The organism is Citrobacter telavivensis, assembly GCA_009363175.1.
Classification (GTDB): domain Bacteria; phylum Pseudomonadota; class Gammaproteobacteria; order Enterobacterales; family Enterobacteriaceae; genus Citrobacter_A; species Citrobacter_A telavivensis.
Window position 1 is genome coordinate 2,435,933 of record CP045205.1, and the last position, 13,850, is coordinate 2,449,782.

Genomic DNA, 13,850 nt, shown 5'->3' on the forward strand with positions numbered 1-13,850 from the left:
ATGCTGAAGGTTTGCAGAAAAAGGAGAAGATGATGTTTACCCTGAGCTGGCAGCCGCCGTATGACTGGTCATGGATTTTAGGTTTTCTTGCCGCTCGTGCGGTCAGCGGTGTGGAAACGGTAGAGGCGTTACGCTACACGCGGAGTCTGGCAATAGGTCAGCACACGGGAATCATCACCGTCGTCCCCGACACGGTAACTCACACGCTTCAGGTCACGCTGAGCGAAGGGCTGCTGCCGGTCGCGGATATCTGTCTTGAAAAAATGGAACGACTCTTCGACCTGCGCTGTAAACCTCAGCAGATAGGCCATGTTTTAGGTGAACTGGGCGCGGCGCGTCCGGGGCTGCGCCTGCCGGGTTCGGTGGACGCCTTTGAGCAGGGTGTTCGTGCGATTCTGGGCCAACTGGTGAGTGTGGCGATGGCGGCAAAGCTGACGTCGAAAGTCGCACGTTTATATGGCGACGTGTTAGCGGACGCACCGCAGTACGTCTGCTTTCCGACCCCTGAACGGTTAGCCGCAGCCGATCCGCTGGAGTTGAAAACGTTGGGTATGCCGCTGATGCGCGCCAACGCGCTCATCCATCTGGCGCAGGTCGCGCGGGATGGAACACTGATAACCCAGCCGCCGGAAGATATCGAACAGGGGATTAAAACGCTACAGGAATTTCCGGGAATAGGCCGCTGGACAGCAAGCTATTTTGCCCTGCGCGGCTGGCAGGCGAAGGATGTGTTTTTGCCTGACGACTATCTGATCAAGCAGCGTTTTCCGGGGATGACCCCCGCGCAAATCCGTCGCTATGCGGAGCGCTGGAAACCCTGGCGCTCCTACGCGTTATTACATATCTGGTATACCGAGGGATGGCAGCCGTCAGTTGATAGCGAAATAACTGGTATTGAGTAGCAGATCCAGCGGCTGCGCTTCGGCGATGATGTCGCCATAAATCTGATCGACACCAATGCCCGATAGCGTATCCATGACGATCGGCGTTTGCACCGGCCCGGCGATGGTTTTAATGCCCAGACGCTGGGCGTGACCCTGAATAATCGACACCAGCATTTCATCCATCATATTGCCGTGAATGCTGGTGCTCAGATCACTGTCGAGCAGCAGGTAATCCGCCATGCTTTTGGTCATCAGATTGAAGATCTGCAGATCGCGGCCAATCTGACTCACAATAATGTGACAACCTGCCTGACGTAATTTCTGGAGTGCCGAGGCGCTCTCCTGCGGATGCAGCAACAGCGCTTCTGCAGGCACCATCAGATGCAGCAGGCGTCCCGGCAGGGTGCTCTGCTCCAGTTGATCCAGGATCTCATCGATAAGCGTTGCGCTGGTCAACCCGGCAGCGGAAAGGGGCAGGGCGACGCTGAATCCTTTACTGGCAACTGCCGGAGCTGCATGATGAAAAAACTCATGGAGTACGCGGCGATCTAACGCATGGTTGAGCGCCGGATCGACTAAGCTGGCCCGGAAGGCCTGTTCTTCCATGACTTCCCCTTCGCTGGTCCACAGGCGCAGCGAGATCAGCCAGAAATTGCTCGCTTCGGGAATGCGCGGGGACGCCACACCGCGGGCGACCATCAGCAAATGGTTATCTTTAATCATCCGCCACTGCTCATCCAGCGACATCATCGCGCGCTCGTGATGCGCCAGTTCCTGCTGTGGTTCATACACGGTCACCTGACCACGTCCGCCATTTTTAGAGGCATAACAGGCGATATCCGCCTGCGACATTACCTCAACCGCCTGACAGTTGTTTTCGTCGATAAGCGTAATCCCGGCGCTGGCACCAATGCGGTGCAGGCGGCCCTCCCACATAAAGTGGTAATCGTTGACGGCGTTAATGATCCGCGTGGCGATAAAGCGCGCGCTTTCAATATTACACTCCGGCAGCAGCAGTCCGAACTCATCGCCACCCAACCGCGCCAGCACGTCGCTGGAACGCAACATGCTAAGCATCAGTTGCGCCAGTTCGCGCAGCAACGCATCGCCCGCCGCGTGACCGGCGCTGTCGTTCACCGCTTTAAAGCGATCAAGATCGATAAAGACCAGTGCGTGACGCTGATGCGAATTGCGCTCGGTTTGCAGCAGTTGCTTCAGTTTGTTTTCAAAACTGGCCCGGTTGGTCAGGTGGGTGAGGGCGTCGTGGGTGGCGCTGTAGCTCAGTTGGCGCAGCATCTTGCGCGACTCGGTGACGTCCTGAATCACCAGCACCGAACCGATATTGCCGCCGTCCAGCGTGCTGAGTGGGGTAATGCTGTAGTGAATATCGTAACTGCCGCCGTTGCGACAATGGAGAACCACATCCTGTTCGATGGCGGAACGGGACATATCGGCGCTGTAGATGTTCTCCATCAACGGGCCGTTATCACCAAAGGTGATCCGCAACACCGTCAACAGCGGGATGCCAATGGCATTCTCCTGCTGCCAGCCGCTCATCTTCTCAGCGACCGGGTTCATAAAGGTGACCTTCATGTCGACATCAATACACACCACCGCTTCGCCGATGGAGTCCAGCGTGATGTGCAGACGCTCTTTTTCCTGAAACAGCGCTTCATTCAACTGCTTCACTTCCGTCATGTCCATGTTGATGCCGAGTAGTCGTTCGACTTCGCCATCTTTATTTAACACCCGATTCGCCAGCGAGCGGATATGGCGGATGCCATCGTTGACCGCAATCCGGAATTCCAGCTTAAAGGGCAGGCGCGCGGCTAATGAGTCACGAATCACCTTTTCTGCATGCTCGCGATCTTCCGGGAGCACACAATTGTACCAGACCGACCAGGTAGGCTTAACGTGGGCGGGGACATCGTACAGTTCGAACATGCGCTTATCCCAACTGATGACGTCGGGTTGCAGTTCCCACTCCCAGATCCCGATGCCGCCGGCTTCATTGGCCAGCGTGATGCGTTCCATCAGCCGTTTGTTGACCCATTCGGTATGTTTGAGATCGTTGATATCTTCGATTTGGGCAATAAAGTAAAGCGGCGTGCCATCAGGATGGCGGACCAGCGAAACGGCCAGCAGCGCCCAGACGACCTCGCCTGCGCGGGTGTAATAGCGTTTCTCCATTGAATAGCTATTAATGTCGCCGCACACCAGCATCGTGAGTTGTTCCAGATCGTTATCCAGATCTTCCGGCCAGGTGAGTTGCTGAAAGGTCAGTGAGCGTAATTCATCCTGGCTATAGCCAAGAAACTGACATAACGCTTTGTTGGCCTGCAGCCATTGCCCTTCCGTACCAACCAGCGCCATGCCGATCGCCGAGTACTCCATCGCGTTGCGAAAACGCTCTTCGCTTTCCGTAATGTGCTTACGTTCGGCGCGAAAAGCATACATCACCATGGTCATGATGTTCGCCGGTAAGAGAATCATTAAGAACGGCAGCCACGGCAGGTTGTTCATCACATGCACTTTGGGGGTGGTCAGCAGCGACGGATCGGATGCCATCATCATTGACACCATCATGACGGTGGCGAGAAAAATGAGAAATGCCTCCATCCGCGGTAAGCGCACGGCGCTCCACATCAGTAACACGATCACTAATGTGAAGGGCCATGGAACATACTTCATGGCGAACCAGCTCAGGACTAAGGTCACCGTCAGCGTCAGCAGCGTCTCAAGGAGCAGGCGCGGATCGCGGTGGCGCAGCAGGTAGTGCGGTTTGAACAATAAGCCCAACGGCACCAGCGCCAGGGCACCAATGGATTCCGACAGGACCCAAATCAGAAACGCTTTCAGCGGCGTTTCGTGCGCAGACAACATCCAGACCAGAATTCCGCCCAACAACGGCGGGATAACCGCACTGCCGAAGGCGAGACGTAGCCAGTCATTGAGATTCTGTAATGGGTTGTACCAGGGGAGCAGCTTACGCAATAGCATTGCGCCGACGGCGGCTTCAATGATGTTGATCGCCGTGTAGGTAAAATTCAGCGCGCTGGGGGGAAACAGGACCAGCGATGCGCCAATGCTCCCCAGCGAGCAGGCAAGCGCAATGCCCGGCCACATGCGCCCGGCATGACGGTAAAAGGCCACCATCATGATAGACGTCGGGAACCAGAGCGGGGCGAGCTGGGTACCAAACTGTGATAATTCCAGCGAGAAAAGGGTAAAAATAAAAGCCGTCAGCCCTAAACTGACGACGCGCAGCAGAGGATGCGGCAAGGTAACTAAAACATGTTGGAATTGTTTACTCATTACCCTGTATCCGAGTGTCCGGAACGTCGCGGAACGCCCGGACGCATCGTAGTAATCTCTGTTTATGCTAGTACAAACAATTTACAATTTATATCCCAGTTGCTCATAATTTGACATTATATGGCGATTAATTACTGCGAAATCGGGTTAATTCCGCGAGTTGCTCCAAATCTGAACAAATAAATTTGCGACAGGGAATCATTGGGGGCTAAATACGCTCCCTGCTATCTCGACTGGTATCGTCCGGCTGAAATCCCTATAATTGCCGCGTTTGACGCCCGTGCGGCGTCGTCCTTCCTAACCAGGTTATTCAGGTCGCTAAATTTATGACTGATCAGTCTCATCAGTGCGTCATTATCGGTATCGCTGGCGCATCGGCTTCCGGCAAGAGTCTTATTGCCAGTACCCTTTATCGCGAGTTGCGTGAACAAGTCGGTGACGAACATATCGGCGTTATTCCCGAAGACAGCTATTACAAAGATCAAAGCCATCTGTCGATGGAAGAACGCGTCAAAACCAACTACGACCATCCGAACGCGATGGATCACAGTCTGCTGTTTCAGCACCTGCAGGCCCTTAAACGGGGTTCGGCGATCGAGTTGCCGGTTTACAGCTATGTTGAACATACCCGCATGAAAGAGACGGTTCGCGTTGAACCCAAGAAAGTCATCATTCTTGAAGGGATTTTGCTACTGACCGACGCGCGCCTGCGTGAAGAGATGAACTTCTCCATTTTTGTCGATACCCCGCTGGATATCTGTCTGATGCGCCGTATCAAACGTGATGTTAATGAACGCGGTCGTTCGATGGATTCCGTGATGGCGCAGTATCAGAAGACCGTGCGTCCGATGTTCCTGCAATTTATTGAACCGTCTAAACAGTACGCTGATATTATCGTGCCGCGTGGTGGGAAAAATCGCATCGCTATCGATATTCTGAAAGCGAAAATCAGTCAGTTCTTTGAATAAGCCCGGCGAATTGTGTACCGTTCAGTGATAACCTGGTTTGCCCTTAATGCACAATGCGTTAAGTGCCCGATGCACGAAAGGAGAAAGTGCCATGCGTCTGTGTGACCGAGATATTGAAGCCTGGCTTGATGAAGGCCGTTTGTCGATCAACCCGCGTCCGCCCGTTGAGCGCATTAATGGTGCGACGGTGGATGTGCGCCTGGGCAATAAATTTCGTACATTTAGTGGACATACCGCTGCTTTTATCGATCTCAGCGGGCCAAAAGCGGAAGTGAGCGCCGCGCTGGATCGCGTGATGAGCGACGAGATCGTACTGGCTGAAGGTGACGCATTTTACCTGCATCCGGGTGAACTGGCGCTGGCGGTGACCTATGAGTCGGTGACTTTGCCGGCGGATCTGGTGGGTTGGCTGGATGGCCGCTCTTCACTGGCGCGCCTCGGTTTGATGGTCCATGTGACCGCGCACCGTATCGATCCGGGCTGGTCCGGCTGTATTGTGCTGGAATTCTATAATTCCGGTAAATTACCGTTGGCGCTGCGCCCGGGAATGCTGATCGGCGCGTTGAGCTTCGAGCCGCTTTCGGGGCCTGCGCTTCGACCGTACAACCGTCGTGAAGATGCGAAGTATCGCGATCAGCAGGGTGCTGTCGCCAGCCGGATTGATAAAGACTGAGTCTAATCCATTGAGGATAGCATGAGACGATTTCTGACGACGCTGATGATTTTGCTGGTCGTGCTGGTGGCCGGCTTCTCTGCGTTAGTATTGCTAGTCAATCCGAATGATTTTCGTGCCTATATGGTGCAACAGGTGGCCGCGCGCAGCGGTTATCAACTGCAACTGGACGGCCCACTGCGCTGGCACGTCTGGCCGCAGCTCAGCATCCTCTCCGGGCGCATGGTATTAACGGCAGAAGGGGCCAGTGAGCCTCTGATTCGCGCGGATAACATGCGTCTGGACGTCGCACTGTGGCCGCTGCTGAGCCATCAGCTCAGCGTCAAACAGGTGATGCTCAAAGGCGCAGTGATTCAGCTGACGCCGCAAACGGAAGCGGTACGCCGCGCAAACGCGCCGGTGGCGCCGAGAGACAACACCTTGCCCGACGTCGCCGAAGATCGCGGCTGGTCGTTTGATGTTGCCAGTCTGCGCGTGGCGGACAGCGTGCTGGTCTTTCAGCATGAAAATGATGAACAGGTCACCGTTCGCGATATTCGTCTGGAGATGGAGCAGGATGCGCAGCATCGCGGTTCCTTCGAATTTTCCGGACGTGTGAATCGCGACCAGCGCGACCTTACCCTTGCCCTCAACGGAACCGTTGATGCCTCCGACTATCCACATAATTTAACCGCCGGTATTCAGCAGTTAAGCTGGCAATTGCAGGGCGCCGATCTGCCGAAACAGGGCATCCAGGGGCAGGGACAACTGCAGGCGCAGTGGCAGGAAGAGAAAAAAACGCTCACCTTCAGCCAGCTCAATGTGACGGCGAACGACAGTTCGCTAACCGGAAACGTGCAGGTGACGCTGAGTGAACAACCGGCGTGGCTCGTCAATCTGCAATTTGCCCGATTGAATCTGGATAACCTGTTAGCCCCACCTGAGAACGCCAGCAGTACTAACGGTTCGACGGAGCAAGGGGGCAGTCAGCCGCCGCTGGCGCGTCCGGTGATTTCAAGTCGTGTGGATGAACCTGCTTATCAGGGGCTGAAAGGCTTTAGTGCGGATATCGCGCTGAAAGCGGATACCGTTATCTGGCGTGGGATGAATTTTACCGACGTCAGTAGCCGCATGACAAATCAGTCCGACGTGCTGACTATTGCCGAACTGCAAGGCAAGCTCGACGGCGGAACGATATCGCTGCCAGGGACGCTGGATACGCGTGCGCAAACCCCGCAAGTGGTGTTCCAGCCGCGTCTGGACGAGGTCGAAATCGGCACGATCCTTAAGGCATTCAATTACCCGATAGCCCTGACCGGCAAGATGTCGCTGGCGGGTGATTTCTCTGGTGCGGATATCGATGCGCAGTCATTCCGCCATAGCTGGCAGGGGAAAGCCCATGTTGACATGCGCGACACGCGGATGGACGGCATGAACTTCCAGCAGTTGATTCAGCAGGCCGTAGAACGCAGCGGCGGCGATGTACAGTCGATGCAAAACTTCGATAACGCAACTCGTCTGGCGCGCTTTGTCACGGACCTGACGCTGGATAGCGGTAAGCTGATGCTGGATAACATGGAAGGGGAATCCACGATGCTGAGCCTGACGGGCCAGGGGACGCTCGACCTGGTCGGACAAACCTGTGATACGCAGTTTAACGTGCGGGTTCTGGACGGCTGGAAGGGCGAGGGCAAGCTGATCGATTTCCTGAAGGCAACCCCGGTTCCGCTACGGGTCTACGGTAACTGGCAGGCGCTGAATTACAATCTGCAGGTTGATCAGCTACTGCGTAAGCATATGCAGGATGAAGCGAAGCGTCGCCTGAACGACTGGGCGGATCGCAATAAAGATTCCCGCAACGGCAAAGACGTGAAGAAGCTGCTGGATAAACTCTGATTCGGCAGGGCGTGTGTGCCGGATGGCGACGCTGTGCGTCTTATCCGGCCTACAAACTGATTCGGCGGGAAATGCCGGATAGGGCTAACGCTCATCCGGCATCCTTTAACGTTAAACCTCGTAATCCATCTCATCATTGTTGCGCAATGGAATTAACTGCACTTTCTGCACGCGATGGCTTTCTACCTGTAGCGTTTTGAGCAGGTAATCGCCCACCTGAACTTCTTCCCCCGGCTTCGGCACGCGCTGCAATTCTTCCATCAGCAGGCCCGCAATAGTGTGGTATTCCCGTTTGTCATCGAGCGGCAGCGGGACATATTGCACCAGGTCCTCCAGCGGCATATGGCCGTTTGCGGTCCACGAGCCGTCCGGGTTTTTCTGGATGTCATGGCGGGCATCGATCTCTTGTGCCTCGTTCGGCAGATTACCGGCGATGGTTTCCGTGACGTCACTCAGCGTTACGATCCCTTCTACCGAACCAAATTCATCCACAACAAAGGCAAAGTGCGTCCGCGCGTTGCGGAACTGCTCCAGCGCCGGAAGCAGCGGCAGCGTCTCCGGGAACACCAGCGGCTGGCGAATCAATACCCGCAGGTTGAGCGGTTCACCGCGCAGCGACTGTTGCAGCAGATCAATAACGTGCACCACGCCGAGCAGATCTTCTTCATCATGACCGCCGGTCACCACCAGACGCGTGTGCTGGTTTTTTTCCAGCAGGGCGCGAATCTCCTCCTCCGGTGCGGTGAGGTCGATATGTTCGATGTCGTGACGCGAGGTCATAATACTGCTGACGGTACGCTGATTGAGGTTGAGTACGCGCTCAATCATCCGACGTTCCTGCGGGTTGAAAATCTGGCTGTCGTCATGGTCAACCAGCATCGAGGCGGTTTCCGCATCCAGTTCGGCTTCTTCTTTCTGCCCACTCAGCAGGCGCATTACCGCCTCGGTCGTACGCTGGCGCAGCGTGTGATTGGCCGACAGGAAACGACGGCGGTTGAAGATAGCCAACTGGTTAAGCGCTTCGATCATCACCGAGAAGCCAATTGCGGCGTACAGATACCCTTTCGGGATCCGGAAGCCGAAGCCTTCCGCTACCAGGCTGAAGCCGATCATCAGCAGGAAACTGAGACAGAGGATGACAATGGTTGGGTGGCTGTTCACAAAGCGGGTGAGTGACTTACTTGCCAGCAGCATCAGGCTGATGGCAATAATCACCGCCGCCATCATCACCGCCAGGTGATCCACCATACCGACAGCCGTGATCACTGAGTCGAGCGAGAAGATGGCGTCCAGCACCACAATTTGCGCCACCACGCCCCAGAATTTCGCCCCTTTGCGCTGGGTGGGGTTGTCGCTGTCCTTCCCTTCGAGTCGTTCGTTCAGCTCCATCGTGGCTTTAAACAGCAAAAAGAAGCCACCAAACAGCATAATCAAATCGCGGGCGCTGAAGCTCAACCCCTGCACGCTAAACAGCGGTTTTGTCAGCGTGACCAGCCACGAGATCGATGCCAGCAGCAGTAGGCGCATCAGCATTGCCAGGATAAGCCCGGTGACGCGCGCACGGTCACGCTGCGCAGGTGGCAGTTTTTCTGCGAGGATGGCAATAAAGACTAAGTTATCAATGCCGAGGACTAATTCGATCACGACCAGCGTGACCAGTCCCGCCCAGATTGACGGATCGGCGATCCATTCCATAGTAAACGTAAAACCTTTCGTTATATGACAATTGTCACAATTCGATCATGGATAAAGCGGACGGAAAATGCAATGGCGAGAAGGGATTTCTCGCGTATTCATCTTACTGACTGTACTGAAAATAACCATAAAGTTTCTGTCGGGAATAATTAAAAAAGCTAAAAACTATTTAGGAAATATCGCAGGGTGAATTGAGGAAATAGATTCTGTCAACCTCAAGTAATTCCTAAAAACAGGTCAATATATCGCTTAATATTAATCTTAAAAACAGAGAATAGCAGGCTTGTTACCTTGCCTGCAATTACGTTAGCTGTAACAATTCTTCCAGCGTTAATGATGGAAGAGTAAATATATTAAGTTGGATCCCGTTTCATTAATGGCTGACATTCAGAATGCCTTACGTATTTCTCTGTTGCGGCAAATCACGAAATGACGAGGCTTGAAAAACATAACCTAATCAGTGTATTGGTAGCTAAAAAGCCAGGGGCGGTAGCGTGCCTGAACGCCTGATGACGAGTCTGCATTATTCTGTCAATAGCTTACGGATGAATTCAATTTTTTTAGGACTGATGCCAGTTAAATTTCTTTTCAATTAACTGCAATGTAAATGTGTACGGCGAAGTCGCTATTTAAATTGCACAGGATAATTACTCTGCCAAAGTGATAAATAATCAATGATGAAATCCAAAATGAAATTGATGCCATTATTGGTGTCGGTAACCTTGATAAGCGGTTGCACAGTACTTCCGGGCAGCAATATGTCTACGATGGGTAAAGACGTGATTAAACAGCAAGACGCTGATTTTGATCTCGACCGGATGGTGAACGTGTATCCACTCACTCCGCGACTGGTTGAACAATTACGTCCTCGCCCTAACGTCGCCCAACCGAATATGTCGCTGGACCAGGAACTCGCCAGCTATCAGTACCGCGTTGGCGCGGGGGATGTGCTGAGTGTGACCGTCTGGGATCACCCGGAACTCACCACGCCTGCTGGGCAATACCGTAGCTCCAGCGATACCGGCAACTGGGTTCAGCCCGATGGCACCATGTTTTATCCCTACATCGGCAAGGTTAGCGTGGTCGGAAAAACGTTGGCAGAAATCCGCAGTGATATTACCGGGCGCTTAGCGAAGTACATTGCTGACCCGCAGGTGGACGTTAATATCGCCGCGTTCCGTTCGCAAAAAGCTTACATCTCCGGGCAAGTGAATAAATCCGGACAGCAGGCGATCACCAACGTGCCGCTGACCGTGCTGGACGCGATTAACGCCGCCGGTGGCCTGACGGAAGTGGCCGACTGGCGCAACGTGGTGCTAACGCACGAGGGTAAAGAACAACGCATTTCACTGCAGGCGCTGATGCAAAACGGCGATCTCAGCCAGAACCGTCTGCTCTATCCGGGTGACATCCTCTATGTGCCGCGTAATGACGATCTGAAAGTGTTCGTGATGGGGGAAGTGAAAAAACAGAGCACACTCAAAATGGACTTCAGCGGCATGACGCTGACCGAAGCTCTGGGTAATGCCGAAGGTATCGATATGACCACCTCCAACGCCAGCGGCATCTTCGTGATCCGTCCGCTGAAAGGCAAAGGCCCGGGCGGCAAGATTGCCAACATCTATCAGCTCGATATGTCTGATGCGACCTCTCTGGTCATGGCGACGGAATTCCGTCTACAACCGTATGACGTGGTGTATGTCACGACCGCACCGGTTGCGCGCTGGAACCGTCTGATCAATCAGTTGCTGCCGACCATCAGCGGTGTCCGTTACATGACGGATACGGCCAGCGACCTTCATAACTGGTAATCGTCATGTTTAACAAAATATTAGTGGTTTGCGTGGGGAACATTTGCCGTTCCCCAACGGCAGAGCGCCTGCTCAGACAGTATCACCCGCAGATTACAGTGGAATCCGCCGGTCTGGGGGCGCTGGTGGGAAAAGGCGCTGATGCCTCGGCGGTGAACGTCGCAGCCAGCCATGCACTTTCTCTCGAAGGGCACTGCGCGCGGCAGGTTACCGGACGACTGTGCCGGGACTATGACCTGATCCTGGCGATGGAAAAAAGGCATATCGCCTCTCTGCACGAAATGGCGCCCGAGATGCGCGGCAAGGTCATGCTTTTCGGTCACTGGGATAACGAGCGCGACATTCCCGACCCCTATCGCAAAAGCCGCGAGGCGTTTGAAGCGGTGTACGCATTACTTGAACGGTCTGCTCGCCAGTGGGCGCAGGCATTGAACGCAGAGCAGGTAAAATAATGACAGAAAAAGTAAAACAGTCTGCCGCTCCGGTAACGGGCAACGATGAGATTGATATCGGTCGCCTGGTGGGAACCGTCATTGAAGCACGCTGGTGGGTGCTGGGCATTACGGCGGTCTTTGCGCTATGCGCGGTGATTTACACGCTTTTCGCTACGCCTATCTATAGTGCGGATGCGCTGGTACAGATTGAACAAAACACCGGCAACTCACTGGTGCAGGATATTGGCTCTGCGTTATCCAATAAACCGCCGGCCTCCGAAGCGGAAATTCAATTGATCCAGTCGCGTCTGGTATTAGGCAAAACGGTAGACGATCTGGATCTGGATATTTCGGTTACTAAGAACACTTTCCCGCTGTTTGGTGCGGGCTGGGAACGGCTGATGGGGCGCCAGAATGAATCGGCGAAAGTCACCACCTTTACCCTGCCGAAAGGGATGAACGAACAGACCTTCACCCTGAAAGTACTGAACGATAAACGTTATGAGCTGTACAGCGACGGCGGTTTCAGCGCGCACGGACAGACTGGTCAGACGCTAAGTAAAGACGGCGTCACGATGGTGGTCAGTGAAATTCACGCCCGCCCGGATACCGAATTTACCGTCACCAAATTCTCCACTCTGGGGATGATCAATAATCTGCAAAATAACCTGACGGTGACGGAAAACGGCAAGGATACCGGGGTGCTTAGCCTGAGCTTTACCGGTGAGGATCGCGAACAGATCCGCGACATCCTCAACAGCATTACCCGCAACTATCTGGAACAGAACGTTGAGCGCAAATCGGAAGAGGCGGGGAAAAGCCTGGCCTTCCTGGCGAAACAGTTGCCGGAGGTGCGAAACCATCTGGACGTGGCGGAAAATAAACTCAATGCCTTCCGTCAGGATAAAGACTCCGTCGACTTACCGCTGGAGGCCAAAGCGGTGCTGGACTCGATGGTTAACATCGACGCGCAGCTCAACGAACTGACCTTTAAAGAAGCAGAAATTTCCAAGCTCTTCACCAAAGCACACCCGGCGTACCGCACGCTGCTGGAAAAACGTCAGGCGCTGGAAGATGAAAAAGCCAAACTGAACGGACGTGTGACGGCGATGCCGAAAACGCAGCAGGAGATTGTGCGTCTGACGCGTGATGTAGAGTCCGGCCAGCAGGTTTACATGCAGTTGCTGAACAAACAGCAGGAGCTGAAGATAACCGAGGCCAGCACCGTGGGGGACGTGCGGATCGTTGACCCGGCCATTGCTCAGCCCGGCGTGTTGAAACCAAAGAAAGCGCTGATCGTTCTCGGTAGCATCATCCTGGGCCTGATGCTTTCCATTGTGGGCGTGCTGCTGCGTTCACTGCTCAACCGCGGTATCGAAAGCCCGCAGGTGCTGGAAGAGAATGGCATCAGCGTGTACGCCAGCATTCCGCTGTCGGAATGGCAGAAAGCGCGGGATAACGTCAAGACCGTGAAGGGCGTCAAGCGTTACAAACAGAGTCAACTGCTGGCGGTGGGCAATCCGACCGATCTGGCGATCGAAGCGGTGCGCAGCCTGCGTACCAGCCTCCATTTCGCCATGATGCAGGCGCAAAACAATGTGCTGATGCTCACCGGGGTCAGTCCGTCCATCGGGAAAACCTTTGTCTGCGCCAACCTGGCGGCGGTGATCAGCCAGACCAGCAAGCGTGTGCTGCTGATCGACTGCGATATGCGCAAGGGCTATACCCACGAACTGCTCGGTACCAACAACGTCAACGGCCTGTCTGAGATTCTGGTCGGCAAAGGGGATATTGCCTCCTGTGCGAAACCCACGTCCATTGCCAACTTTGACCTCGTACCGCGTGGTCAGGTGCCGCCAAATCCGTCTGAACTGCTCATGAGCGATCGTTTAGGCGAGCTGTTGCGCTGGGCGAGCAGCCACTACGATCTGGTGCTTATAGATACCCCGCCCATCCTGGCCGTCACCGACGCCGCAATTGTCGGACGCCATGCCGGTACGACGCTGATGGTCGCCCGCTATGCCGTCAACACCCTGAAAGAGGTGGAAACCAGTCTGGGCCGCTTTGCGCAAAACGGCATTCAGGTGAAAGGGGTGATCCTCAACTCTATCTTCCGTCGCGCCACCGGGTACCAGGACTACGGGTACTACGAGTACGAATATAAATCAGACACAAAATAATAAATCGTGAGTGGC

The 13,850-nt window shown here is 54.5% G+C and carries 9 protein-coding genes; 7 read left to right on the forward strand and 2 right to left on the reverse strand.

Annotated elements, in window-relative coordinates; genetic code table 11:
- The first annotated feature begins 32 nt into the window (after positions 1-32).
- Positions 33-902 carry a DNA-3-methyladenine glycosylase 2 gene (gene alkA, locus GBC03_13885; GenBank protein ID QFS73998.1) on the forward strand — a complete coding sequence of 290 codons (870 nt, stop codon included), beginning with the start codon at positions 33-35 and terminating at the stop codon, positions 900-902.
- On the opposite strand, the gene GBC03_13890 is transcribed toward alkA, so the two are convergent.
- Positions 870-4,199 (reverse strand): diguanylate cyclase, encoded by a 3,330-nt coding sequence (locus tag GBC03_13890; protein QFS71223.1) that lies wholly within the window; start codon positions 4,197-4,199, stop codon positions 870-872. The genes alkA and GBC03_13890 overlap by 33 nt on opposite strands.
- A gap of 326 nt (positions 4,200-4,525) precedes the next feature.
- Here GBC03_13890 and GBC03_13895 point away from each other — a divergent pair, with 326 nt between their 5' ends.
- The 3 genes from GBC03_13895 to asmA all read left to right on the forward strand — a co-directional run bounded on the left by GBC03_13895 (position 4,526) and on the right by asmA (position 7,715).
- Positions 4,526-5,167, forward strand: coding sequence for a uridine kinase (locus GBC03_13895; GenBank protein QFS71224.1), 642 nt, complete (start codon positions 4,526-4,528; stop codon positions 5,165-5,167).
- 91 nt (positions 5,168-5,258) lie between these two features.
- Positions 5,259-5,840, forward strand: coding sequence for a dCTP deaminase (locus GBC03_13900; GenBank protein QFS71225.1), 582 nt, complete (start codon positions 5,259-5,261; stop codon positions 5,838-5,840).
- Positions 5,841-5,861: 21 nt separating this feature from the next.
- The gene (gene asmA, locus GBC03_13905) at positions 5,862-7,715 is read left to right on the forward strand and encodes an outer membrane assembly protein AsmA (GenBank protein QFS71226.1); all 1,854 of its coding nucleotides are present in this window, start codon (positions 5,862-5,864) and stop codon (positions 7,713-7,715) included.
- A gap of 111 nt (positions 7,716-7,826) precedes the next feature.
- Here asmA and GBC03_13910 read toward each other — a convergent pair whose 3' ends face one another.
- A complete protein-coding gene (locus GBC03_13910; GenBank protein ID QFS71227.1) occupies positions 7,827-9,410 on the reverse strand; it encodes a CBS domain-containing protein in 1,584 nt (527 codons plus the stop codon).
- Between the two features lie 674 nt (positions 9,411-10,084).
- Here GBC03_13910 and GBC03_13915 point away from each other — a divergent pair.
- Genes GBC03_13915 through wzc form a run of 3 tightly spaced genes read left to right on the forward strand, consistent with a single transcriptional unit; the run spans position 10,085 to position 13,835 of the window.
- The gene (locus tag GBC03_13915) at positions 10,085-11,221 is read left to right on the forward strand and encodes a polysaccharide export protein Wza (GenBank protein ID QFS71228.1); all 1,137 of its coding nucleotides are present in this window, start codon (positions 10,085-10,087) and stop codon (positions 11,219-11,221) included.
- 5 nt (positions 11,222-11,226) lie between these two features.
- Positions 11,227-11,673: a low molecular weight protein-tyrosine-phosphatase Wzb gene (gene wzb, locus GBC03_13920; GenBank protein QFS71229.1), complete on the forward strand. Its 447-nt coding sequence runs from the start codon at positions 11,227-11,229 to the stop codon at positions 11,671-11,673.
- Complete coding sequence (wzc, locus tag GBC03_13925; GenBank protein QFS71230.1) at positions 11,673-13,835, forward strand: tyrosine-protein kinase Wzc; 2,163 nt, start codon at positions 11,673-11,675, stop codon at positions 13,833-13,835. Before wzb ends, wzc begins: the two co-directional genes overlap by 1 nt.
- Positions 13,836-13,850 lie beyond the last annotated feature (15 nt).